Below are 25,056 nucleotides of genomic sequence, written 5' to 3'. Positions count from 1 at the left end.
CGCCATGGCGTAACCGGAAACTAGAGGTATTCATAAATTGACTAGCAGCACGAACGTGACCGATCTGTCCGGAAGGGTCGCGGTGGTCACCGGCGCGGCCGCGGGACTGGGCCGTGCCGAGGCGGTCGGCCTGGCCCGGCTCGGCGCCACCGTGGTGGTCAACGACATCGGCTCGGCCTTGGACGCCTCTGACGTCATTGATGAGATCAGCGCCGTCGGTGCCAAGGCGATTGCGGTGGCCGGCGACATCAGCCAGCGCGCCACCGCCGATGAACTGATTGCCACCGCCGATGGGCTGGGCGGGCTCGACGTCGTGGTCAACAACGCCGGCATCACCCGCGACCGGATGCTGTTCAACATGACCGACGAGGACTGGGACCAGGTCATCGGGGTGCACCTGCGCGGCCACTTCCTGCTGACCCGCAATGCGGCAACCTATTGGCGCCAGAAAGCCAAGGCGGCCGGGGGCTCGATATTTGGGCGGCTGGTCAACACCTCATCGGAAGCGGGGCTGGTCGGTCCCGTCGGGCAGGCCAACTACGGCGCCGCCAAGGCCGGCATCACCGCACTCACCCTGTCCGCGGCGCGGGCGTTGGGCCGTTACGGCGTATGCGCCAACGCGATCTGTCCGCGGGCCCGCACCGCCATGACCGCCGACGTCTTCGGGGCGACGCCCGACGTGGCGGCGGGCGAGATCGACCCGTTGTCGCCGGAACACGTGGTGACTCTGGTGCAGTTTCTGGCGTCCCCGGCGGCCGCGGCGGTAAACGGGCAGCTGTTCATCGTCTACGGTCCGCAGGTGACGCTGGTGGCGGCGCCGACGGCGGAGCGCAAGTTCAGTGCGGACGGCCCGGCCTGGGAGCCCGGCCAGCTAACCGACACATTGCACGATTACTTTGCTGGACGAAACCCCGAACACAACTTTTCCGCTAGCTCGCTGATGGCTTGAGCAGGAATAAGTGGACTTTGCCCGGGGCCTGCCATCGGCTAGGGCCGGTGGCGGACTTACCCGCGCGGCAACGCAACTGACCAGCAAGATTGATCGTGATTATACGAGTATCCGTTCATTGACATGCCCAAGTCGTTCTGGGTTAGTATGAGCCGGCTCACACGAAGGCAGGTGCGGACCCTGGGCTGGCTCTTGGGAAACACTGGCGTCGTCGCCGACTGGGACGGGGGACCAAGTTGATCCAACAACTTGCGGTTCCAGCCCGGGCGGTCGGCGGGTTTTTCGAGATGTCCATCGACACCGCGCGCGCCGCCTTCCGGCGGCCGTTTCAATTCCGGGAGTTCCTCGACCAGACGTGGATGGTGGCCCGGGTATCACTGGTGCCCACGCTGCTGGTCTCCATCCCGTTCACGGTGCTGGTGGCATTCACCCTGAACATCTTGTTGCGCGAGATCGGTGCCGCCGACCTTTCGGGGGCCGGGACCGCGTTTGGCACCATCACCCAGCTGGGGCCGGTGGTCACCGTGCTGGTGGTGGCAGGTGCCGGCGCCACCGCGATCTGTGCGGATCTGGGTGCTCGCACCATCCGCGAGGAGATCGATGCGATGCGGGTGCTGGGCATCGACCCCATCCAACGCTTGGTGGTGCCCCGGGTCCTGGCTTCCACTGTGGTTGCGCTGCTGCTCAACGGCTTGGTGTGCGCGATCGGCCTGTCGGGTGGCTACGCGTTCTCGGTCTTTCTGCAGGGCGTCAACCCCGGTGCGTTCATCAACGGTCTGACCGTGCTGACCGGGCTGCGCGAGTTGATCCTCGCCGAGATCAAGGCCCTGCTGTTCGGGGTGATGGCAGGTCTGGTCGGCTGCTATCGCGGCCTGACCGTCAAGGGCGGGCCCAAAGGCGTGGGCAATGCGGTCAACGAGACCGTGGTCTACGCGTTCATCTGCCTATTCGTGATCAACGTGGTAATGACCGCTATCGGCGTGAGAATCTCGGCCCGGTAACAAATGACCGATAGCAAGCGATGGTGATGAGGCGATGAGCTATGACGTCACTATCCGCTTTCACCGGTTCATGTCGAGGCTGGTTCGGCCGGTCGACAACTTTGGCGAGCAGGCGCTGTTCTACGGCGAAACCGTGCGCTACATCCCCAACGCGATCACGCGCTACCGCAAGGAAACGATCCGACTGATAGCCGAGATGACGCTGGGCGCGGGGGCCCTGGTCATGATCGGTGGGACCGTCGGAGTGGCGGCCTTTCTGACCCTGGCGTCCGGCGGCGTCATCGCCGTGCAGGGCTACTCATCGCTGGGCGACATCGGTATCGAGGCGTTGACCGGCTTCCTGTCGGCGTTCCTGAACGTGCGTGTCGTCGCTCCGGTGATCGCCGGTATCGCACTGGCGGCCACCATCGGCGCCGGTGCCACCGCGCAGCTTGGCGCGATGCGGGTGTCCGAGGAGATCGATGCCGTCGAGTGCATGGCGGTCCACTCGGTCTCCTACCTGGTGTCGACGCGGTTGATCGCCGGGCTGGTCGCGATCATTCCGCTGTACTCGCTTGCGGTGCTGGCGGCTTTTTTCGCCGCCCGCTTCACCACGGTTTTCATCAACGGACAGTCCGCGGGACTCTATGACCACTATTTCAATACCTTCCTGATTCCATCCGATCTGCTGTGGTCATTTCTGCAAGCCATCGTGATGGCGATCGCGGTAATGCTGGTGCATACGTACTACGGCTACAACGCCAGCGGCGGCTCGGTGGGGGTCGGGATCGCCGTCGGTCAGGCGGTGCGTACCTCGCTGATTGTCGTCGTAGTCATTACCCTTTTCATTTCGCTCGCCGTTTACGGAGCGTCCGGCAATTTCAACCTCTCTGGATAAGGACTCGATAGGGCTATGGCAGGCGGCGGATCGCGACGCACCTCCGCGCGGGTGGCGGCAGCGCTGCTGGCTAGCTTGTTGGTGGCGGGCATCGCCCTGACCTACCTGTCCTACACCTCGGCCTTCACTCCGACCGACACCGTGGTCGTCTCCTCGCCACGGGCCGGGCTGGTGATGGAGAAGGGCGCCAAGGTCAAATACCGCGGAATCCAGGTGGGCACGGTCGAGGACATCTACTACAGCGGCGATCAGGCGCGGCTGAAGCTGGCCATCCGAAGCGCCGAGATGCACTTCATCCCGTCGAACGCGACGGTCCACATCGCCGGAAACACCATTTTCGGCGCCAAGTCGGTGGAGTTCATCCCGCCCAAGACGCCGTCGCCGACCTCGCTGCACCCCAATGCGAAGGTGACGGCCTCCGAGGTTCAGCTCGAGGTCAACACCCTGTTCCAGTCGCTGATAGATCTGCTGCACAAGATCGACCCGGTCGAGTTGAACGGAACGCTCAGCGCGCTGTCGGAGGGGCTGCGTGGTCACGGCGACGACCTGGGCGCGCTGTTGTCCGGCCTGAATACGCTTACCCGCCAAGTCAATCCGAAATTGCCGACGCTGCAGGAGGACTTCCGCAAGGCGGCGATCGTGACCAACACCTACGCCGACGCGGCGCCCGACCTCAACACCGTGTTCGACAGCCTCCCGACGATCAACAAGACGGTCGTGGACAAGCAGAACGACCTGGACACCACGCTGCTGGCCACCATCGGTCTGGCCAACAACGATTACGAGACGCTGGCGCCGGCCGAGCAAGATTTCATCGCCGCGATCAACCGGTTGCGGGCCCCGGTGAAGGTGGCGCATGACTACTCGCCGGAATTCGGCTGCCTGTTCAAAGGCATCGGGCGCGGAATCAAGGAATTCGCCCCGTTGATCGGCGTCCGCAAGGCCGGCCTGTTCACCTCGTCGAGCTTCGTGTTGGGCTCGCCCTCCTACACCTACCCGGAGAGCCTGCCGATCGTGAACGCCTCGGGCGGTCCGAATTGCCGTGGCCTGCCCGATATTCCGACCAAGCAGACCGGCGGGTCGTTCTACCGGGCACCCTTTCTGGTCACCGACAACGCCAACATCCCCTACGAGCCGTTCACCGAGGTACAGGTTGACGCGCCCTCGACACTGCAATTCTTGTTCCACGGCACCTTTGCGGAACGGGACGACTTCTGATGGCGTCCGGGGGTATGCCGTCGCACCGGTCGATGGTGATCAAGGTCAGCGTTTTCGGGGTGGTCATGTTGGTGGTGGCCGCCGCTTTGGTCGTGGTATTCGGGGATTTTCGCTTTGGGCCCACCAACGTCTACCACGCGACGTTCACCAACGCGTCGCGCCTCAAGGCGGGCCAGAAGGTTCGAATCGCGGGGGTGCCGGTCGGTTCGGTCAAGGCCGTCGACCTCAACCCGGACAACACGATCGACGTGGCATTCGCGATCGACAGGGCGTACACGATGTACTCGTCGACGCGGGCGGTGATCCGATACGAAAACCTGGTTGGTGACCGGTATCTGGAGATCACCTCGGGGCCCGGCGAGCTGCGCAAGCTGCCCCCGGGCGGCACCATCAACGCCGAGCACACCCAACCCGCGCTGGATCTGGACGCATTGCTGGGCGGGTTGCGCCCGGTGCTCAAGGGCCTGGACGCCGACAAGGTCAACACCGTCACCGGCGCCGTCATCGAGTTGCTGCAGGGCCAGGGCGGGGCGCTGGCCAACGTGCTCGCCGATACCAGCGCCTTCTCGACCGCGCTGGCCCGACGTGACCAGCTCATCGGCGACACGATCACGAACCTCAACTCGGTGCTGGCCACCGTCGACCAGCGCAGCGCACAGTTTTCGGCCAGCGTCGACCAGCTGCAGCAGCTGATCACCGGGCTGGCCGAGAACAAGGACGTCATCGCGGGAGCCATCCCGCCGCTGGCATCGACGACGACGGACCTCACGGAGCTGCTGAAGAATTCGCGCCGGCCGTTGCAGGGGCTGTTGGAAAACGCGCGGCCGCTGGCCACCGAACTCGACAACCGCAAGGACGAGGTCAACAACGACGTCGAGCAGCTGGGCGAGGACTACCTGAGGTTGGCCGCCCTCGGCTCGTACGGGGCGTTCTTCAACATCTACTTCTGCACGGTGACAATCAAGATCAACGGTCCGGCCGGCAGTGACATCCTGATCCCGATGGGCGGCCAGCCCGATCCCAGCAAGGGGAGGTGCGCTTTTGCCAAGTAGCAAACACGACCGCGACCCGCTTCGCACCGGCATCTTCGGTGTGGTGCTGGTGATCTGCGTGGTGCTCATCGCATTCGGCTACAGCGGACTGCCGTTCCTGCCGCAGGGCAAGACCTACAACGCGTACTTCTCCGACGCCGGCGGCATCACTCCCGGAAACAACGTCTACGTTTCGGGCTTCAAGGTCGGCACCGTCTCGGATGTGAGTCTGGCCGGGGACGCCGCCAAGATCACCTTCAGCGTGGACCGCCACGTCGTGGTCGGCGACCAGTCACTGGCCGCGATCCGCACCGACACCATCCTCGGCGAGCGCTCCGTTGCGGTGACCCCCGCGGGCAGCGGGAATGCCACCACGATCCCGTTGAGCCGCACCACCACCCCCTACACGCTCAATGGCGCCCTGCAGGATCTGGGCGGCAGCGCGAGCAACCTGGACAAGCCGCAGTTCGAGCACGCGCTGCAGGTGCTCACCGAGACGTTGCATGACGCCACCCCGCAGCTGCGCGGTGCACTTGATGGCGTGACCGCGCTGTCGCGCACCCTCAACACCCGCGATGGGGCGCTGCAAGGCCTGCTGGCGCATGCCAAGACGGTGACCGGGGTGTTGTCCGAACGTGCCGCGCAGGTCAACAAGTTGATCCAGGACGGCAACCAGCTGTTCGCGGCCCTGGATGAGCGACGTTCTGCGCTCGGCGCGCTGATCTCCGGGATCGACGACGTTTCGGTCCAGCTTTCCGGGTTTGTCAACGACAACCGCAAAGAGTTCGGGCCGGCACTGAGCAAGCTGAACCTGGTCGTGAGCAACCTCAACGAGCGTCGCGACTACATCACCGAGGCGCTCAAGCGGCTGCCCGCCTATGCGACCACGCTGGGCGAAGTGGTGGGCTCCGGCCCGGGCTTCAACGTCAACGTCTACAGCGTGCTGCCTGCACCGATGGTGGCCATGGTGTTCGACACCGTGTTCCAGCCGGGCAAGCTGCCGGATAGCTTTGCCGACTACCTGCGCGGGCTGATTCAGGAGCGCTGGATCATCAGGCCGAAGTCACCATGATGAAGCAACGTCTCAGTAGTCGGGGTATGCGGACGGTCACCATCGTCGCGCTGGTTGCGGCGTTGGTCGGCGGCCTCTACGTGCTGTTCTCCGGGGGCGAGAGCGGCCGGAAAGTCGTCGCGTACTTCACCTCCGCCGTTGGCATCTACCCCGGGGACGAGGTTCGCATCCTCGGTGTGCCGGTCGGGCGGATCGACTCGATCGAGCCGCGGCCGGCCGACGTCAAGATCACGATGTCGGTGTCCAACGACGTCAAGATTCCGCGGGATGCCCAGGCGCTGATCGTTTCGCCGAACTTGGTGGCGGCGCGGTTCATTCAGCTCACCCCGGTTTACACCGGCGGAGCGGTGCTGCCCGACGGAGCGAGCATCGATCTGTCCCGCACCGCGATCCCGGTCGAATGGGACGAAGTCAAGGAATCGCTGACCCAACTGGCTGTCCAGCTCAGTCCGGCGGCCGGCGAACTTCAGGGCCCGCTGGGAGCCGCGATCAACCAGGCCGCAGACACCCTCAACGGCAACGGCGACTCGTTCCACAACGCGTTGCGGGAACTGTCGCAAGTGGCTGGACGCCTTGGTGATTCGCGCAACGACATCTTCAGCACGGTCAAGAATCTGCAGGTGCTGGTCGACGCGCTCTCGCAGAGCAACGAACAGATTGTGCAGTTCGCCGGCCATGTGGCCTCGGTGTCGCAGGTCCTCGCCGATAGCTCGCGCAACCTCGACAACACCTTGGGCACGCTCAACCAGGCGCTTTCGGACATCAAAGGCTTCCTGCGCGAAAACAACTCGACGCTGATCGAAACGGTCAACCAGCTCGGCGACCTCACCCAGACCCTCAGTGACCAGAGCGACAACATCGAGCAGGTGTTGCACGTGGCCGGTCCCGGTATCACCAACTTCTACAACATCTATGACCCCGCACAGGGCACCCTCAACGGGTTGCTTTCCATACCCAACTTCGCCAACCCGGTTCAGTTCATCTGCGGTGGTTCCTTTGACACCGCGGCCGGGAAATCGGCGCCCGACTACTACCGGCGCGCCGAACTATGCCGGGAGCGGCTGGGTCCGGTGTTGCGCCGGCTCACGGCCAACTACCCGCCGTTCCTGTTCCACCCGCTCAACACCATCACCGCCTACAAAGGCCAGATCATCTATGACACCCCGGCCACTCAGGCCAAAGCCGAGACACCGGTTCCGGAGCTGACCTGGATCCCGGCTCACCCCGCACCGCAACCCGCGCCGGGAAACACCACCGATCTGCAGAGTCTGTTTGTTCCCCAGGCCCCCGGGCCCACGCCCGGATCTCCGCCGGGTTACGGTCCCGCGCCCGGGCCTCCGCCCGCGCCGGCCCCGGCCGGACCGGATGCCGGCCTGTCGAGCCCGGCGCCGGGGGCGCCGCTGCCCGCCGAGCAGGGCGCCGGCGGATGAGCCGAATCTGGATACGCAGCAGCGTGTTTGTGGCGTTCAGTGCGCTGCTGGCTGGCTGTCAGTACGGCGGGCTGAATTCCCTGCCGATGCCCGGCACCGCCGGCCACGGTGGCGGTGCGTATTCGGTCACGGTGGAAATGCCGGACGTGGCGACGCTTCCGCAGAACTCACCGGTGATGGTCGACGAGGTCACCGTCGGCAGTGTCTCCGGCATCAATGCGGTGCAGCGACCCGACGGATCCTTCTATGCCGCGGTCAAATTGGCCTTGGACAAGAACGTGGTGCTGCCGGCCAACGCGACCGCGAAGGTCTCTCAGACGTCCCTGCTGGGGTCACTGCACATCGAACTGGCCGCACCGACCGACAAACCCGCCGAAGGCAGGCTCGCCGACGGGTCAAGGATCCCGGAATCGCACACCGGTCGATCTCCCACCACCGAGGAGGTCTTCTCGGCGCTGGGCGTGGTGGTGAACAAGGGCAATGTCGGCGCGCTAGAAGACATCACCGATGAGGTCTACCAGGCGGTCGCGGGCCGGCAAGGGCAGTTCGTCGACCTCGTGCCCAGGCTCGCGGAACTGACGGCGGGCCTCAACAAGCAAGTCGACGACATCATCGGTGCGGTGGACGGGCTCAACCGATTCTCCGCAATCCTGGCCAGGGACAAGGACAATCTAGGCCGCGCGCTGGACACCTTGCCCGACGCGCTTCGGGTGCTCAACAAGAATCGCGGCAACATCGTCGAGGCGTTCTCCTCGCTGAAGAGACTGGCCATGGTCACCTCGAAAGTGCTGTCCAAGACCAAGGTGGATTTCGCCGAAGACCTCAAGGGCCTGTACTCGGTTGTCAAGGCGCTCAACGACAACCGCAAGGACTTTGTCTCCTCATTGCAGCTGTTGCTGACGTTCCCGTTCCCCAACTTCGGGATCAAGCAGGCGGTGCGCGGCGACTACCTCAACGTGTTCACCACCTTTGACCTGACTTTGCGCCGGATCGGTGAAACGTTCTTCACCACCGCCTACTTCGACCCGAACATGGCGCACATGGACGAGATCGTGAACCCGCCCAACTTCTTGCTCGGCGAAATGGCCAACCTGTCCGGACAGGCGGCCGACCCGTTCAAGATTCCAGCCGGCACGGCGTCACAGTAGGGGCCGAGACGATGATCGACAAGCTCACCAAGATCCAGCTGTCCATCTTTGCGATCATCACGGTCCTCACCTTGACGGTGATGGGCATCTTCTACTTGCGGCTGCCCGCCACGTTCGGCATTGGTACCTATGAGGTGAGCGCCGACTTCGTCGCGGGCGGGGGCCTGTACAAGAACGCCAACGTCACCTACCGGGGTGTCGCGGTCGGGCGGGTGGAATCGGTTGGCCTGAACCCCAACGGGGTGACCGCGCAGATGCGGCTCAACAGTGGCACCGCCATCCCGTCCAACGTCACAGCCACCGTGAAGAGTGTGTCGGCGATCGGTGAGCAGTACATCGATCTGGTTCCGCCCGACGATCCGTCGGCGGGCAGGCTGCACGACGGATCCCGGATCGAGCGCAACAACACCCGGATCGGCCAGGACGTCGCCGACCTGCTGCACCAAGCCGAGACGCTGGTCAACAGCCTCGGTGATACCCGGCTGCGCGAGGTGCTCCACGAGGCCTTCGTGGCCACCAACGGCTCGGGGCCGGAGCTGGCTCGGCTGGTGGAGTCGGCACGATTGCTGGTCGACGAGGCGAACGCCGACTACCCGCAGGTCTCGCAGTTGATCGACCAGGCCGGGCCGTTCCTGCAAGCGCAGGTGCGAGCCGGTGGCGACATCAAATCGTTGGCCGACGGGTTGGCCCGGTTCACCGCGGAACTGCGCCAGGCCGATCCGGGGCTTCGCAATACGTTGGCCACCGCACCGGATGCCATCGATGAGGCCAACACCGCGTTTTCCGGTATCCGTCCGTCCTTTCCGGCGCTGGCGGCAAACCTGGCCAACCTGGGCAGGGTCGGGGTGATCTATAACAAGTCAATCGAGCAGCTGTTGGTGGTCTTTCCGGCCTTGTTCGCCGCGATCACCACCGCCGCCGGCGGTGTGCCGCAGGACGAGGGTGCCAAGCTGGACTTCAAGGTCGACCTGAACGACCCGCCGCCATGCAACGTGGGATTTCTGCCGCCGCCCTTGATTCGGTCACCCGCCGACGAGACGTTGCGTGAACTTCCGCCGGACATGTACTGCAAGGTCGCGCAGAACGACGCCACCACGGTGCGCGGTGCGCGTAACTACCCCTGCCAGGAGTTCCCCGGCAAGCGGGCGCCCACCATTCAGCTGTGTCGTGACCCGAAGGGGTACGTCCCGGTTGGGCGCAACCCCTGGCGCGGTCCGCCGGTGCCCTACGACACGCCGGTCACCGATGGGCTCAACGTTCTGCCCCCAACAAGTTTCCCTACATTCCGCCGGACTCGGATCCGGATCCGGGCACTCCGATTGTGGGGCCGCCACCGCCCGGTGTGATCCCTGGTCCGCCACCGGCGCCCAACCAGCCGGCCCAGCCCGCTCCACCACCCAACGACAACGGGCCGCCGCCGTTCACGTCGTGGATGCCGCCGGACTACCCGCCGCAGGCGCCGCAGATTCCCTACCCCAAGACGCTGCCGCCGCCGCCACCGCCGGTGGGCGTCGGCCCCGAACCCGGGCCGCAGCCACAAGCCAGCGGCCCGGCCTACACCACCTATGACCCGCTCACCGGTGTATTCAAGGACCCGGCCGGTGGCACTGGTATCTTCGTGGGTGGCATCAGCGGAGCGTCCAGCGCGGAGAATTGGGTGGATCTCATGCTTGCTCCAAGGACCATGTAAGCGCTGATGCGGGGGCCTATGTGGTGGAAGTAGTGGAATCGGCAGACGCGGATAAGCAGACGCCGACGCAGCGGGTGCGTCGGCGGGCGTCTCGTGCCGCGGGGCCCGCGAAAAGCGAGTCCGGCGAATCGGATGCGGGTGAAACCACCGTCGGGGTTACCGCCGCACCGAGCACTGCCAAGCGGCCGGCCAAGCCGGCCAGGTCGCTGACGGCGGTTCGGCCGCCGCCACGGCGTCCGGCCCACCGCAAGCTGGTCGGATGGCTGTCTGCGGCGGCCGGGCTGGTCCTGGCCGCCGCGCTGGGCACCGGCGTGGCCGTCCTGATGGTGGGGCACCGCGACGCCGAAGCCGTACAGGCCCGCCAGCAACGCTTCGTCGATACCGCCACCCAGACGGTGGTCAACATGTTCAGCTACACGCCCGACACCATCGACCAGGCCGTCAACCGGTTCGTCGACGGCACCAGCGGGCCGCTGCGCGGCATGCTGAGCGCGAACAACAACGTCGAGAACCTCAAGGGTCTGTTTCGCGCCACCAACGCCACCTCGGAGGCGGTCATCAACGGTGCCGCGCTCGAAGACATCGACTCCGTTACCGACAACGCGTCGGTGCTGGTCTCGGTCCGGGTCACGGTCGCCGACATCGATGGGGTCAACAAGCCCTCCATGCCCTACCGGTTGCGGGTCATCGTGCATGAGGACGACACCGGGCGGATGACCGGCTACGACCTGAAGTATCCGGACGGGGGCAACTGATGCGATTGCGGCGGTGGCAGCGGTGGGTGATCACTGTCGCGGCAAGCATGCTGGCTGTCGTCATCGTGGGGTTGGCCGCCCTCGGCGGTTGGTTCTATTGGGACCGAGTGGAGGCGCGCGGGGAGGCCGCGGCGCGCGCGGTGCTGCCCGGGCTGGCCGCCAAAGATATACCCCTGGTCTTCGGATACGACTACCAAACTGTCGAGCGCAGCCTCAATGCCGCCTATCCGTTGCTGACCCCGGCCTATCGCGAGGAATTCGAGAAGAGCGCCAACGCGCAGATCATCCCCGAGGCCAAGAAACGCGAAGTGGTGGTCCAGGCCAATGTCGTCGGCGTCGGAGTCATGGCGGCCAAACGGAATTCCGCGTCGGTGATGGTCTACCTGAACCGCACGGTGACCGACAAATCGTGCCAGCCGCTCTACGACGGCAGCCGACTTCGGGTGGACTACAAGCGCATTGGTGGAAAGTGGCTGATCGCGTACATCACGCCGATCTGAGTTTCCCGCTCACCCGCAGTGTCCTTGGTGCCCTCGGCGCAGTGTCAGTAGCACATCGCAATGTCGTTGCAGTACAACGGGTAACGCTCGATCGGGCTGGGCGGAGGCCCGACCATCTGCAGGGAGAACGGCTCCTTTTTCATGTCCGGCTGCATGCCGCAGACGGCATCGTGCAGTGTTGTATGCGTACCGCCCATCGTTTCATCGCTGAACGCATAGGTGTCGGTGGACGGTGCCGTGCCGCCGCCCGGACACACGACGCCGTCCTGTTTGGTGACGGTGAAGGTCCACAGCACGCTGGATAGCCGAGCTCTGCCGCTGAAGTTCTGCAGCTTTTCCGCCCGGGTTATCGGTGCGTTCGGTGTCGCGCTCACGACGTTGAGGGCACAGTTGAAGGCCCATACCACCGGGTCGGAGTAGTCGTTCATGTTGCGAGTGCCCGACGGCTGATCGCACAGCGCGGTGATTGTCCAGGTCACCCCCGACACCCCGGCCTCATTGAGGGTGTACGCGCCGTCCGGTGGGGGCCCCAGCGCGTGTGCCGGGCTTTCCGATTCCAGTGTCAGCCCCAGCGCGACGGCCGAAACAATGCCAGCGCCGACGGCCAGGCCATGGCGGATCTTCACGCCGAACCTCCCTTGAACGCCTTGCACGCCTTCTCGAGTATCACAGCGTTTCGGCCCGAAAACCATGGCTTTGGCGGCCGGGTTGGTCTAGTCGGCGGCGTCGGCCGAATCGTTGGGGCGCGAGTCGGCCAATGCGTCCAGGAAGGATCGGGCCCAGCGGTCCACGTCGTGAGCAAGTACCTGCCGTCGCATCGACCGCATCCGGCGCCGCCCCGCTTCCTCGGTCTGGTTGAGCGCCTCTTCGATCCCGTCCTTGACGCCTTCCAGGTCGTGCGGGTTGACCAGATAGGCGTGCCGGAGTTCGGCGGCGGCACCGGTGAATTCACTGAGCACCAGGGCGCCACCCAGATCGCTGCGGCAGGCCACGTACTCCTTGGCCACCAGGTTCATCCCGTCGCGCAGCGGGGTGACCAGCATGACGTCGCTGGTCACGAAGAAGGCGATGAGTTCGTTGCGCGGAACGGGCCGGTGTAGATAGTGCACCACCGGATGGCCAACCTCGGCGTACTCGCCGTTGATGTGGCCGACTTGGCGCTCGATGTCGTTGCGCAGGGTCTGGTAGCTCTCCACCCGTTCCCGGCTTGGTGTCGCCAACTGCACCAAGACGGTGTCGTCCCGCTTGACGCGGCCCTCGGCGAGCAGCTCGGAGAAGGCTTTGAGGCGGACATCGATGCCCTTGGTGTAGTCGAGCCGGTCGACACCAAGCAGGATCTTGCGGGGATTGCCCAGTTCGGCGCGAATCTCGCGGGATCGGCGCCTGATGTTACGGTCGCGGGCCGTCTGGTCGAGCGCGCCGGAGTCGATGGAGATGGGAAAGGCGCCGACGCGAATGGTGCGCGATCCCAATATCACCTCGCCGAACCGCGACCGCACCCCAACCGTCCCGCGCGAGGTGTCGGCTCCGACCAGTCTGCGCGACAGGATCAGGAAGTTCTGGGCACCGCCGGGCAGGTGGAAGCCGACCAAATCGGCGCCCAGCAGGCCCTGGATGATTTCGGTGCGCCAGGGGAGCTGCATAAACAGCTCCACCGGCGGGAAGGGGATGTGCAGGAAGAAGCCGATGGTCAGATCCGGGCGCATGGCACGCAACATCTTGGGGACCAACTGCAGCTGGTAGTCCTGCAGCCAGACTGTCCCCCCGCGCGCGGCGGCCCGGGCGGTGGCCTCGGCGAACCGGCGATTGACGTCGACGTAGCGATCCCACCATTCGCGGTGATAGATCGGCCGGACGATGACGTCGTGATAGAGCGGCCACAGGGTGGCGTTGGAAAAACCCTCGTAGTACTGGGCGACGTCGTCAGCGCTGAGCCGTACCGGCTGAAGCTGCAATTCGTCTTGGACGATCGGCTCGTCCTGCACGTCCACGTCGTTTTCGACGACACCCGCCCAGCCGACCCAGGCCCCCCGCCGCCGGCGCAACAGCGGCTCGAGGGCCGTGACCAGCCCGCCGGGGCTGCGCTTCCAGACGATGGTGCCGTCGGGAAGCCGCTCCTGATCGACGGGCAGGCGGTTGGCGACAACTACAAAGTCTGAGTCCCCGAAGACCTCCGTGCTTGCAGGTTCCGCGGACTGGCGTCCCCCGGGACCCATTTAGTTCTCGGGCTTCGCCGGTCCAATACCGAGCATGGATAGGAAAACGCGGCATTCGTCGGCATCGTTTGCGTAGGCCGCGACGACACGCCTGGCCTGGTTGGCGGTGCTGTCGGCGAGTGGCGCCACGTCGCCGATATCGCCATGATCAGTTTTTGTAGGCATCACACAACTGTAGGCCACACCCGTATTGCGTTGCAGCGATCGCCCTGGTTGGCGCGCTCAGCTCGGCTTAGAGGTCGCTGCCCAAGACCTCGCGAGCCAGCTCCCGCAGGGCCCGGCGATCCTCGGTCAGCGCCGCCCGCCCGGCGGGGGTGGCCCGGTAGACGCGACGCGTGCGGCCGTCGACAACCCGCTGCTCAGACAGCAGCAGACCGTCGGCCTCCAACCGATGCAGGGTCGGGTACAAGGTGCCGGGGCTGACCTTGTAGCCGTGCCGGCTCAGCTCCTCGGTCAGCCAGGCGCCGTGAACCTCATCGTCGGCGGCGTGATGCAGGATGTGCAATCGCACCGCCGCCCGCTGGAATTCCCGCACTCACACCACCTCCACGTGGTGACGAAACCGATATCGGATTGCGATTCTAGGCTCATGACGCGGTGGCCGAGGGCCGGGTCGGATCTCCCGCTAGCCCGATGCGGTTCTGCGGAGGTACCGAACCGACGCCGCCAGCACCGAAGTGGACAGCCAGCGTCGCGCCGAGGCGATGCGCTTGCGCAACCAAGGTCCCCAGCGGCGAGGGCCCGCCAACGAAGCGCGCAGGAACGGCGGCGGCGACCACCAGAACCACCGACCCAATAGGCCCATAATCGCGGGCACCGCGAAGATGCGCACCACCAGCGTGTCGACGATGAGCCCGGCCCCGATGGTGGTGCCGACTTGCTCGATGCTGAGCACGTCGCTGGACGCCATGGCAAACATCGTGATCGCAAAGACGATGCCCGCGGTGGTGACTACCCCGCCGGCGCCACCGAAGGCACGGATCGTTGCCGCGCGAAGACCGACCCCGCGGTCCGGGTGGGCGAGTACCTCCTCGCGCACCCGCACCGTGAGCAGCAGGTTGTAGTCGGCGCCCACCGCCACCAACGAAATGAAGGCCATGGACTGCACCGCCCAGTGCAGGTCCTTGCCCAGCAGGTCGTGCCAGATGAACGTGCTGATGCCCAGCGCCGACAGATACGAGACGATCACCGCACCGATAACCACCGCCGCCGCCACCGGGCTGCGCAGCATCAACAGCACGATCAGAAACACCAATGCCAGCGCTGCCGCGGCAAGCAAGACAAAGTCGTGGTGGACGTACCCGCGCAACTCGGCGGTCGCGGTGCCGAAGCCGGCGATGTTCACAGTGCTTCCGGCCAGCACGCCCTCCTTGGTAGCGGCCTTGACGGCGGCGACGATCTGCGGAGACCGGTTGGCGCCATCCCCGCCGAAGACCGCGCCGTCGCCGAACACCAGCAGCCGAGTCACGTGTCCGTCGGGGGAGAAGTACAGGTTGGCCGCTCGCTGGAAGCGCGGGTCATTCCAGGCCTGCTGGGGCAGGTAGAAGGTGCCCTCGGCGCTGCCCTGAAAGCCTTGGCGCAGGCCCCGCAGATAATCAATGATGTCCGAAATCGCGGTGTGCGCATCGTGCACGGCGTCGGCGAGTTGTGCGGTCGTCGCGCTGAGCTGTGCCATGTCGGCGCCCATGATGGCCAGGGACTGATCGGCGGTGGTCAGGGACTTGGCCGTGTCGGACATTCCCGCGCCCAGCTGTGATGTTCCTTTGGCAACCGAATTCATTTCCACCACAATGGAATCAGCCGGATCGATCACCTTGAGTACCAATGCGCACACCGGGTCGCTCGGGCAATTGGCAACGCTGTTGGTGTAGTCGCGCAGCGGGTTCAGGTATCCCGAGACCTGCGCCGCGGTGTCGTGCAGTTGAACCAATCCGGAGTCCATGGCATCGATGCCGGAGTTGACCCGGACGAGCCCGTTCGCACTGCCGGAAAGCTGTTCCTGCAGAAGTGATATCGCCGCAGAGAACCGCGATAGCGTCGGCGCAATCACATTGATCGAGGAGAAGCGGTGATCCAGCTGGGCGATGCGCTGATCGAGCCGGTCGCCGATGGCGCCTGCCTGGTTGGCCAGCGTCGCTTCGTCGGGCACCGAACCTGCTGGGCGGCAGGCGGACTGCACCATCCGGATGCCGGGAATCGTCATCAGCTGGCGGGTCACCCGCTCGATCGCGATCACGCCGGTGGGATTGCGCAGATCGTGGTCGGTCTCGATGGATACGGTCTCCGGAAGTAGTTGGTTCGGCGGGAAGTGCCGGTCGGTGGCCTGGTAGCCCCGGTTGGCCAGGGTGGAGTCCGGTTCTGCGGCGGGCTCGTTGAAACCGAAGGTCAACCCGGTGATGGGCAGCGTGCAGATCAGCAGAACGAGAGCCGCGGCCACCAGAACGGGGCCTGGCCAGCGTGCCACCATGGTGCCGATACGCCGCCAGCGTCGATGGATCGGCCGGTTCACCGTCCTCGGCTGCGCCAGTCCACGGCGTCCCGCGAGGTCCAGCAAGGCCGGTAGCAGGGTAAGCGAGGCGAGCATCCCGATGAGAACGCCTACCGCGCAGGGCAGTCCGGCGCTGCGCAGCAACCCGACATCGGCGAAGGTCAGACACGACAGGGCGGCGGCGAGGGTGAGCGCGGAGGCCAGGACTACCGGCATCACGTTGCGATTGGCGGCCAGCAGCGCTTGTTCGTGCTCGACGCCGTCGCGGCGCGCCTCGTGATAGCGCCCGAGCAAGAAGATCGCGTAGTCGGTAGCTCCGCCGAGCACCATGGCACCCAGCAACGCGACCGAGAAGACGGAAACCTCGAGAAGATTGTGCTGGCCGAGTAGTGAAACGATCGAACGGCCGACCGCCAGGCCGAGTCCCACTGCCACCAGCGGAATCGTGGCGGTAATCACGGATCGGTACACCGCGAGCAGCAGTAGGGCGATGAGAACCACGGTCACACCGGTCAGTAGCAGCATCTGCCGATCGATCTCGCCGAATTCGTCGGCGACGGTGGCGCCCGGGCCGGTGACGTAAGCCCGCAAACCCGGTGGGGTGGGCTGGTCGGCCACGGTCCGCCGCACCGCGTCCAGCGCCGCGTTCGCCTGCGCCGCACCGAGATCCCCGGCCAGTCGCAGCATCGTGTATTCGGCCTCGCCGTCGGTGCTGACGGCCGCCTTGGCGGTATAAGGGTCCGACCATAGGTCCATGGCCGACACCAGACTCGTGGGGTCGGAGCGCAGTTTGGCCAACAACTTGTCGTAGAAAGCGCGCTCTGCCGGCCCGAGCCGGTGATCGCTCTCCAGCACGAGATAGTTGATGTTGCCGGCGTTGCCGTCGCGGAACTGCTCGCCCATCCTGGCGCCCGCGACCGATACCGGCGCGTCGGCGGGAAGGAACCCGCGGCCGTGGGAACGGGCCGTGCTTTCGGCCTGCGGGATCAACAGGTTGCCCACGGTGGCGCCGACGATCCAGAGCCCCACAATAAGCACGGCGTATCGACTGGTGATTTTGGTAAAGCGATCCCACACGGGATGTGAAAGTACCGGAATTCAACGCGCGCACCCTTGTGAGCTGTACCACTAGGGGGTATTTAGTTTGACTCCGTACCACCGCGATCGACCGTCGGCAGCCACGGTATTCATTAGCCAAATTGACTGCGATCGGCTATTTGTATAGCGAAGGAATATGTGGGCCGCAGTATTCGATTGACAAGTCGTATCAAATGCCCGCTGACGCGCTATTTCTCCCGCCGGCTGGGTTGGTGTCAGGCGGCTCGAGCAGTGGGTATGACCGCTGGTCACCGCCCTTTGTGGGAAGTGCGGTGAAACGTTGCTGGCCGCCGTGTCGACAAGGCGGTAAGTCGCCTTTGTCAACCTTTTTGACAATCGGGTATCAGCAAATTCCCAGGGGGACGTTCAGGTAACTCCAAGTTGTGCGGAAGCCTGTGTTCGATCGCCCGGCGGGGAGCGGGGGTCTTCGTCTGCAAATCTATTCACCGTGAGGTTTTTGTTTGATTTCACCGCGCCGCCGGGATTTATCGGAGGAGAAAACCTAATTCCCTCAACCGTGAAACCCGAAGGCGGACACCGGTGAGCCAGTGGGTCCTACGGAATCGGTCTTCGATATCGTCTTTCGATAGTGTTGTTGGTCGAGACTGCCGGGTCTGGCGGCCGGCTTCATGATCGGCTGGTCAGATCGAGAGCCCGCACACGTTGGGAGGTGCCGTAGTGGGCGAGGGCCCGGTGTTCGAGTTGGTCGATGTGGTCGTCCAGCGCGACCGGGTTCGCGCGCTGGATGGGTTCACCGCCGCGGTTCCGGCGCAGGGTGTGACGGCGGTGTTCGGGCCATCGGGATCGGGCAAGTCGACAATGTTGCGCCTGTGTAATCGACTGGAGGTGCCAACGAGCGGGCGAGTGTTCTTCTGGGGCAACGATATTGCTGAGTGTGACCCGCTGTGGCTGCGGCGCCGAGTGGGCATGTGCTTCCAGCGTCCGACGCCGTTTGCGGGCACCGTGGCCGATAACCTCCGGGTCGCTCGGCCGGACGCCTCCGAAGCTCAGATGGCCGAAACCCTGGCCCGGGTTGCGCTGAGGGGATCGTGGCTGGATCGCGATGCCACCGCGCTATCGGGCGGAGAGGCGCAGCGGATGTGCCTGGCCCGGACCTTGCTGGCGCAACCGCAAGTCTTGTTGCTCGACGAACCAACCTCGGCGGTCGACGCCGACGCGGCCGCGGTGATCGAGGGCGCGGTCCGGGAACTGGCGGACGACGGGATTCCGGCGCTGTGGGTCACCCACGATGCGGCTCAGGCCGAGCGCGCCGCCGACCGCATTCTGCATATCACCCGGGGGCGCTGCACCGGCCTCGATTCGGTTGTGGACAGGCCCGCAGACGGGCAGGTGAGCTAGTGAACGGTCAGATCGGGTGGATAGGGCTGGCGACTTCGCTGGCCCTGGTCGCGTTCGCGGCGGCTATTTCGCTTTGGCAGCGATTGGGCTTGGAGCGGCAGGTGGTCTGGGCGGCGGCCCGCGCGCTGGTGCAGCTGCTGCTGGTGGGGGGTGCGTTGACCCTGCTGCTCGAGCCGGGGCGCTCGCTGTGGTGGTCCTGGGCGTGGATCGCCGGGATGATCGGCTACGCCGGGGATGTGGCACGCCGGAGGGCGCCGGAGGTGCCGCGGCTGGCGCTGCTGGCGGTCGCCGCATTTTCTGCTGCGGCGGTGCTCACCCTGGGAGTGATTTTCGGGCTAGGGGTGTTTCCCCTGCAGGCACGCACCGTGGTGCCGATCGCCGGAATGATGATCGGCAACTCGATGACCGCGATGGTGCTGGTGGCTCGCCGCCTCGTCGACGAACTGCGCGACAAGCGCGACGAGGTGGAGGCGAGACTAGCGTTGGGGCAGCCCTCCCGTCAGGCTGCCGCCCCCTACCTGCGGACCTCGTTGCGGTCAGCGATATCGCCGCAGATCGAGACCACCAAGGCCACCGGGTTGGTGTTCCTGCCCGGCGCCATGACCGGGCTCATCCTGGCCGGTGTATCACCGCTGCAGGCCGTGCTGGTGCAGGCGGTCGTGATGTTTTTGATCCTCGGCTCGGTTGCGGCCACCACCGTGGTCGTCGGGCTCGGTCTGGTCCGCCTGGTGTTCACCCGCGATCATCGGCTGCGACCGTTGCGGCAGCCAACCGGGGTCCACGGGGGCCCCAGTCGCGCCCGACCGTCCGGCCGGCGGGCAACCCAGCGATGACCCGCTTACACAATGGACGTAATCTGTAGAGTTCCACGCAAGCCCAGGACAAGTTAGGCGGGCGCAATGACACTCTCCGAGCAGGCCGACACCAGCGCGGAGGGTGTCGCCCCCGCCGAACTGGTGGCCTACGAAACCCTTGATGAGGGCCGTATCGCCCGGATCTGGCTCAACCGGCCCGAGGCGCACAACGCGCAGAACCGCACCCTGTTGGTGCAGCTGGACGAGGCGTTTGGTCGAGCCGAGGCGGACGACACCGTGCGAGTGGTGATTCTTGCCGCGCGTGGCAAGAACTTCTCCGCCGGACACGATCTCGGGTCCGAGGCGGCGCTGCTGGAACGCAAACCCGGGTCGGCGCAGCATCCGACCTTCCGATCGCACGGTGGGACCCGCGACGCGGTAATGGAGAAGCTCTACCTGCAGGAGTGGCACTTCTACTTCCAAAACACCTGCCGCTGGCGCGATCTGCGCAAGATCACCATTGCCCAGGTACAGGGCAATGCGATCTCGGCGGCGCTGATGCTGATCTGGGCCTGCGATCTGATCGTCGCCGCGGACAATGCCAAGTTCAGCGACGTGGTGGCGGTGCGTCTGGGGATGCCCGGGGTCGAATACTATGCCCATCCTTGGGAATTCGGGCCGCGCAAAGCCAAAGAGCTGTTTTTGACCGGTGATTCGCTAGACGCTGAGGAGGCGTACCGGCTAGGCATGGTGTCCAAGGTTTTCCCTGCCGATGAGCTGGCGGACAAGACCCTGCAGTTCGCCCGTCGTATCGCCGAACGTCCTACCATGGCGGCGTTGTTGGTCAAGGACTCGGTCAACGCGGCTTCCGACGCGATGGGATTCACCGAGGCGCTACGGCACGCGTTTGACGTGCACGAGCTGGGGCACGCACACTGGGCGGCCCACAATGAGAACCGGTACCCGATTGGTCTGCCGCCCGACGTCGAGGACTGGCGTACGGCCGGGCCGACCCAGGTGGCTCGACGCGATACGCCCTGAACCCGGCCGTGACGCGGTTGTCAAGAACCGGTACCAAACCACAAAGTATGTTCAGGCGGCCCCCGGGGCGTTCCCGTTGCGGACTGGTTGAATCCGGTTTTTCGGAACCAAATTCCAAGATTCTGCGCCATTGCTGTCACTTGACAGAAAGCATCCCTTAAGTGGCCTAACTTGGTGTCTAATTACACGCATGCTTAATACGTCGCGGTTGAACCTGCACGCGCGGGTAGAGCGGGACAGTCGCTTGGCCGCCTTCCGGCACTACGGCGCTCGCATGGAATTGCCGTTCTTTCGGACCGTGGAGTCCGCCCCCGGGCCGACCACCGTCGTCGAAGGACAGCCCCGGGTGATGTTCGCCTCGAACAATTCCCTGGGCCTAGGTGGCGACCCTCGCTTGGTTGAGGCGGCGAATCGGGCGACCGAGCGCTACGGGCCCTCGTGTGCGGGGGCGCCTCCGTTCTGCGGCACGCTGCAGATCAAGGTCGAGTTCGAAGAGTTACTGGCCGACTGGTACGGAACCGAGGCGGCGCTGGTCTACAACAGCGGATACCTGACCAACGTGGGCGCGCTCACCGCCCTGTTGGGCGTCACCGATCTGGCGTTTCCCGATAGCGAAGCGCACGCATCGATCCAGGACGGCATCCGGCTGTCCGGGGCCAGCTCGCGGTTCTTTGCGCACAATGACCTCGATGCGCTGGAACGCAATCTGATCCGCACCGCTGACCGCGGCGGCACCAAACTCATCGTCGTCGACGGGCTTTACTCGATGCAGGGCGACATCGCGCCGATGGCCCGCATTGCGGCGCTGGCCAGCAAATATAACGTGGGCCTGTTCGTAGACGAGGCGCACAGCGTCGGCGTCTTCGGGTCGCGGCGCACCGGAATCGCCGAAGAATTCGGATGTGCCAAGGATGTCGACGTGTTGATGGGCGGCATGTCGAAAGCGATCGCCTCCACCGGCGGTTACATCGTTGGATCCCAAGACCTGATTGATGTGCTCAAGTTGCACTCCAATGCCCATATCTTCACCGCAACGGCCGCGCCGGCCGCGTTGGCCGCAAGCGCTGCGGCGATCGAAATCATTCGCGGCCCGGAGGGGGCACAGCGCGCCGCCGCAGTCCTGGCCAACGCCCAAGCCCTGCGCGACGGTCTGGTCGCACAGGGCTTGCAGGTGCGAGGAGGGATAGTCCGGGCCGACGGTTCGGGCGCGATGGCACCGCATGTGTCGGTTTGGATCGGGCGGGAAAGCCAAGCGATCGCCGCGTGGAACCGAGCCTTCGACGATGGTGTCTTCTGCGCGCTGGCGCTTCCGCCCGCGGTCGGTGAGAACGAGGCATTGATGCGGTGCAGCGTGTCGGCGGGTCACTCGACGGCCCAGATCGAGCGAGCGGTCGAAGTCATTGCCGCCGCCGTGCTTGGCGTACGAGACAAATGATCGCTGAGTGTCAAATTGCTGGCTGATGTTAACAATTTGGTATCAAGAAATTCAATCGACAATGCTCGTTCGCGCGCAATCTTCGGAAATCGCGATAACCGCTCAGGTGCTAGTCCGTCAAGATGGGAAGCGGCAGGAATATGAGTAGGTTTACCGACGCCATCGCAACGACCGCTAGCAATTCCCCGCGGGGTTTGCACTTCGGCGCCGCGGGTGGATTGCGGTTTGCCAGCTGGCGCGACATTCATCAGACGGCGGTGCGGGTTGCGGGCCGGTTGTCGGCGGAGGGAGTCACCCGCGGCAGCAGGGTGACCGTGCTGGCCGCCAGGCCCGAGGATGTCGCTCCCGTCGTACAAGGCATCTGGCGGCTGGGCGCCGCGATGACGATGCTGCAGCAACCGACCTCGCAGGCCGATCTGGCCGGGTGGCACGCCGGTACGTTGCGCGCGCTGGCGTTGCTGGACACCCGCTGGGTGGTCATCGGGGAGCCTTTCCTTGCTGCGGCCGAGACCTTGCGTGCGGCGGGATACCGCGTCATCGAGATAGGTGAGAGCTGGCCCGAACTTGCGGCCACCGAGGAGCCGACCGGCGAGGACGACGTCGCGCTCTACCAACTCACATCGGGATCGACAGGAGATCCCAAGGCCGTCGCGATCACCCATGGCAACCTGTTCGCCGACGTCGCAGCCATGACGGCGGAGGTGCATTTGGACCCCGAGGTCGACATCACCGCGAGTTGGCTTCCGCTGTCACATGACATGGGGCTGATCGCCTACCTGATCTCTCCGATGTTCGCCGGCAACGGCGCGGTCTACATCACGCCGACGGAGTTTGTGGTGTCCCCGCTCAAGTGGATGCAGATCCTGACCGAGCGGCGGGCCACCATCACCGCGGCGCCCAACTTCGCGTACTCGATCATCAGCCGCCGACTCAGCGCGATCGAGGACGGCACCTACGACCTGGGTGCCCTACGCTGCGTCGTCACGCGTGCGGAGCCCATCGATCCCGCGACCATGGCGGAGTTCGCGCGGCAAGCCGGGCGCTTTGGACTGCGCCACACGGCGCTCGGCGCCGCCTACGGTCTGGCCGAAGCGACCGTCGCGGTGTCGTTTTCGCCTGTCGACAATCCGCTCACGACCGAGTCGGTGTGCGTCGAGGAACTGGAAAACCGGGGTCTGGCGCTACCGGCGTGCTCCTGCGGGGGGCCGACGAAACAGTTCGTGACGCTGGGGCCCCCGATGTCCGGGGTCGAGGTGCGGATCGTCGCCGCCGACGGCAGCAACCTGCCGCCGCGCCGCATGGGCGAGATCGCGATCGCCGGCGACGCCGTGGCCCGTCACTACCTCACGACGGACGGAGAGGTCGCCGCCGTGGACCCGGACGGCTGGCTTTTCACCGGCGACCTCGGGTATCTCACCGAGGGCGGCGAAATCGTCGTGTGCGGGCGCCGCAAGAACGTCATCATCGTCGCCGGCCGCAATATCTTTCCCGCCGACATCGAGCGGCTGGCCGCGTCGGTCCACGGCATCAGGCGCGGAGGTGTTGTCGCGTTCGGGGTCACCCTGGCCGACCGGCGCGAGGAGATCAGGATCGTCGCCGAGACCGTTGCGGACCCGTCCATCGAGGACGGCCGGGAATTGCGCCGCCAGATCGCCCAGAATGTGCGCGGCGCAACGGGCTTGAGCCCGACGGTGCTGCTGGTCGGCAAGGGTAACGTCCCCAAGACCGCGTCGGGCAAGATCCGTCACGTCATGGCACGAGAACTCTTCGGAGAGGTCAGTCCAGCATGAATCCACTCGATCAAGCGATTCTGTCCGTTATCGCGTCGCTGGCGCCCGACCACATGGCACCGGTAACCGTCGATTCGTATCTGGTTGATGACTTGGGCTATGACTCGCCACGCAAGATGGAACTCGTCGCGGCCTTGGAGAACCGCCTGCAGATGCGGGTCAAAGATCCCGAAATCCCGCTCGAGACGGTGGGCGAAGTGATCGGGTGGGTCAGCCGGCACGTGGGCGAGACGGCGTAGTCGGTCCGCGCGCCGGGGGGAGCCGCAGCGGCGATCATGGTGCATGGTTCGATGACTAGAACCTGTTTCAGTTTTGGCGTGAGGGGTCCAGATGCAGCTTTCGTTCCAAGACCGGACCTACCTGGTCACCGGCGGCGGTAGCGGAATCGGAAAGGGAGTGGCCGCCGGGCTGGTCGCGGCCGGAGCCTCGGTCATGATCGTCGGCTGTAACCCCGACAAGCTCGCCGGCGCGGTACAGGAACTCGAAGCGTTAGGTGCCAACGGCGGCGCCATCCGGTACGAACCCACCGACATCACCAACGAGGACGAGACCGCCCGCGCGGTGGATGCGGTTACCGCCTGGCACGGCCGGCTGCATGGAGTGGTGCACTGTGCGGGCGGATCGGAGATCATCGGACCGATCACCCAGGTCGACTCCGAAGCTTGGCGCCGTACGGTCGACCTCAACGTCAACGGCACCATGTACGTCCTCAAACACGCCGCAAGAGAGATGGTGCGAGGCGGCGGCGGATCGTTTGTCGGCATCTCCTCGATTGCGACCAGCAATACCCATCGCTGGTTCGGTGCCTACGGTGTCACCAAGTCCGCGGTCGATCACCTGATGCAGTTGGCCGCCGACGAGCTCGGCGCGTCGTGGGTGCGGGTAAACAGCATCCGCCCCGGCCTGATCCGCACCGACCTCGTCGCAGCGATCACCGAGTCCGCGGAGTTGAGCTCCGACTACGCGATGTGCACGCCGCTGCCCCGCCAGGGTGAGGTCGAGGACGTCGCCAACATGGCGATGTTTCTGCTCAGCGATGCCGCCAGCTTCGTCACCGGACAGGTCATCAATGTCGACGGCGGCCAGATGCTGCGGCGCGGCCCGGACTTCTCGGCGATGCTGGAACCGGTGTTCGGCCGTGACGCACTGCGCGGATTGGTCTGA

22 protein-coding genes and 1 pseudogene are annotated in these 25,056 nt (G+C 65.3%); 18 read left to right on the top strand and 5 right to left on the bottom strand.

Annotation, left to right across the window (positions count from 1 at the left end; genetic code table 11):
- The first annotated feature begins 37 nt into the window (after window positions 1–37).
- The 11 genes and pseudogenes from CKW46_RS27370 (at window position 38) to CKW46_RS27320 (ending at window position 11,671) form a co-directional block, all read left to right on the top strand.
- Window positions 38–949, top strand: a complete 912-nt coding sequence (locus CKW46_RS27370; protein ID WP_041299700.1) for a 3-oxoacyl-ACP reductase — start codon at window positions 38–40, stop codon at window positions 947–949.
- Between the two features lie 236 nt (window positions 950–1,185).
- Complete coding sequence (locus CKW46_RS27365; RefSeq protein ID WP_015357355.1) at window positions 1,186–1,950, top strand: MlaE family ABC transporter permease; 765 nt, start codon at window positions 1,186–1,188, stop codon at window positions 1,948–1,950.
- 34 nt (window positions 1,951–1,984) lie between these two features.
- Window positions 1,985–2,827: an MlaE family ABC transporter permease gene (locus CKW46_RS27360; protein WP_015357354.1), complete on the top strand. Its 843-nt coding sequence runs from the start codon at window positions 1,985–1,987 to the stop codon at window positions 2,825–2,827.
- 15 nt (window positions 2,828–2,842) lie between these two features.
- Window positions 2,843–4,045 (top strand): virulence factor Mce family protein, encoded by a 1,203-nt coding sequence (locus CKW46_RS27355; protein WP_482052622.1) that lies wholly within the window; start codon window positions 2,843–2,845, stop codon window positions 4,043–4,045.
- A complete protein-coding gene (locus CKW46_RS27350) occupies window positions 4,045–5,097 on the top strand; it encodes an MCE family protein (RefSeq protein ID WP_012396510.1) in 1,053 nt (350 codons plus the stop codon). The genes CKW46_RS27355 and CKW46_RS27350 overlap by 1 nt, the downstream gene beginning before the upstream one ends.
- Window positions 5,087–6,148, top strand: a complete 1,062-nt coding sequence (locus CKW46_RS27345; RefSeq protein ID WP_134431213.1) for an MCE family protein — start codon at window positions 5,087–5,089, stop codon at window positions 6,146–6,148. Before CKW46_RS27350 ends, CKW46_RS27345 begins: the two co-directional genes overlap by 11 nt.
- A complete protein-coding gene (locus CKW46_RS27340) occupies window positions 6,145–7,578 on the top strand; it encodes a virulence factor Mce family protein (RefSeq protein WP_041299696.1) in 1,434 nt (477 codons plus the stop codon). The genes CKW46_RS27345 and CKW46_RS27340 overlap by 4 nt, the downstream gene beginning before the upstream one ends.
- Window positions 7,575–8,726, top strand: a complete 1,152-nt coding sequence (locus CKW46_RS27335) for a virulence factor Mce family protein (RefSeq protein WP_015357350.1) — start codon at window positions 7,575–7,577, stop codon at window positions 8,724–8,726. Before CKW46_RS27340 ends, CKW46_RS27335 begins: the two co-directional genes overlap by 4 nt.
- 11 nt (window positions 8,727–8,737) lie before the next feature.
- A pseudogene (locus tag CKW46_RS27330) lies at window positions 8,738–10,416 on the top strand (virulence factor Mce family protein).
- A gap of 23 nt (window positions 10,417–10,439) precedes the next feature.
- Window positions 10,440–11,171, top strand: a complete 732-nt coding sequence (locus tag CKW46_RS27325) for an Rv1363c family protein (protein ID WP_015357348.1) — start codon at window positions 10,440–10,442, stop codon at window positions 11,169–11,171.
- Complete coding sequence (locus CKW46_RS27320; RefSeq protein ID WP_015357347.1) at window positions 11,171–11,671, top strand: hypothetical protein; 501 nt, start codon at window positions 11,171–11,173, stop codon at window positions 11,669–11,671. Before CKW46_RS27325 ends, CKW46_RS27320 begins: the two co-directional genes overlap by 1 nt.
- Before the next feature lie 44 nt (window positions 11,672–11,715).
- On the opposite strand, the gene CKW46_RS27315 is transcribed toward CKW46_RS27320, so the two are convergent.
- From CKW46_RS27315 to CKW46_RS27295, 5 genes are all read right to left on the bottom strand, one after another.
- Window positions 11,716–12,297 (bottom strand): hypothetical protein, encoded by a 582-nt coding sequence (locus CKW46_RS27315; protein ID WP_117436645.1) that lies wholly within the window; start codon window positions 12,295–12,297, stop codon window positions 11,716–11,718.
- Between the two features lie 87 nt (window positions 12,298–12,384).
- Window positions 12,385–13,887, bottom strand: a complete 1,503-nt coding sequence (locus CKW46_RS27310; protein ID WP_482052620.1) for an alpha,alpha-trehalose-phosphate synthase (UDP-forming) — start codon at window positions 13,885–13,887, stop codon at window positions 12,385–12,387.
- Complete coding sequence (locus CKW46_RS27305) at window positions 13,888–14,052, bottom strand: hypothetical protein (protein ID WP_117436676.1); 165 nt, start codon at window positions 14,050–14,052, stop codon at window positions 13,888–13,890.
- A gap of 67 nt (window positions 14,053–14,119) precedes the next feature.
- Window positions 14,120–14,422, bottom strand: coding sequence for an Rv3488 family transcriptional regulator (locus tag CKW46_RS27300; RefSeq protein WP_015357345.1), 303 nt, complete (start codon window positions 14,420–14,422; stop codon window positions 14,120–14,122).
- Window positions 14,423–14,512: 90 nt separating this feature from the next.
- The gene (locus CKW46_RS27295) at window positions 14,513–17,452 is read right to left on the bottom strand and encodes an MMPL/RND family transporter (RefSeq protein WP_499018563.1); all 2,940 of its coding nucleotides are present in this window, start codon (window positions 17,450–17,452) and stop codon (window positions 14,513–14,515) included.
- Between the two features lie 699 nt (window positions 17,453–18,151).
- Between CKW46_RS27295 and CKW46_RS27290 the strand changes: the two genes are divergently transcribed.
- The 7 genes from CKW46_RS27290 (at window position 18,152) to CKW46_RS27260 (ending at window position 25,056) form a co-directional block, all read left to right on the top strand.
- On the top strand, window positions 18,152–18,832 hold the full coding sequence (locus CKW46_RS27290) for an ABC transporter ATP-binding protein (protein ID WP_015357343.1): 681 nt from the start codon (window positions 18,152–18,154) through the stop codon (window positions 18,830–18,832).
- Window positions 18,832–19,665, top strand: a complete 834-nt coding sequence (locus tag CKW46_RS27285) for an ABC transporter permease (RefSeq protein ID WP_482052618.1) — start codon at window positions 18,832–18,834, stop codon at window positions 19,663–19,665. The genes CKW46_RS27290 and CKW46_RS27285 overlap by 1 nt, the downstream gene beginning before the upstream one ends.
- Before the next feature lie 66 nt (window positions 19,666–19,731).
- Window positions 19,732–20,667, top strand: coding sequence for an enoyl-CoA hydratase (locus CKW46_RS27280; RefSeq protein WP_482052617.1), 936 nt, complete (start codon window positions 19,732–19,734; stop codon window positions 20,665–20,667).
- A 208-nt stretch (window positions 20,668–20,875) separates the two neighbouring features.
- Window positions 20,876–22,102: an aminotransferase class I/II-fold pyridoxal phosphate-dependent enzyme gene (locus CKW46_RS27275; RefSeq protein WP_499018559.1), complete on the top strand. Its 1,227-nt coding sequence runs from the start codon at window positions 20,876–20,878 to the stop codon at window positions 22,100–22,102.
- Between the two features lie 140 nt (window positions 22,103–22,242).
- Window positions 22,243–23,892 (top strand): fatty acyl-AMP ligase, encoded by a 1,650-nt coding sequence (locus CKW46_RS27270; RefSeq protein ID WP_482052616.1) that lies wholly within the window; start codon window positions 22,243–22,245, stop codon window positions 23,890–23,892.
- A complete protein-coding gene (locus CKW46_RS27265) occupies window positions 23,889–24,131 on the top strand; it encodes an acyl carrier protein (protein WP_482052615.1) in 243 nt (80 codons plus the stop codon). The genes CKW46_RS27270 and CKW46_RS27265 overlap by 4 nt, the downstream gene beginning before the upstream one ends.
- 91 nt (window positions 24,132–24,222) lie before the next feature.
- The gene (locus CKW46_RS27260) at window positions 24,223–25,056 is read left to right on the top strand and encodes an SDR family oxidoreductase (RefSeq protein WP_482052614.1); all 834 of its coding nucleotides are present in this window, start codon (window positions 24,223–24,225) and stop codon (window positions 25,054–25,056) included.

Source organism: Mycobacterium liflandii, assembly GCF_022354805.1.
GTDB lineage: Bacteria > Actinomycetota > Actinomycetes > Mycobacteriales > Mycobacteriaceae > Mycobacterium > Mycobacterium marinum.
The sequence above is the reverse complement of the archived record's forward strand: the minus strand, read 5'-3'. Positions and strand labels throughout refer to the sequence as shown.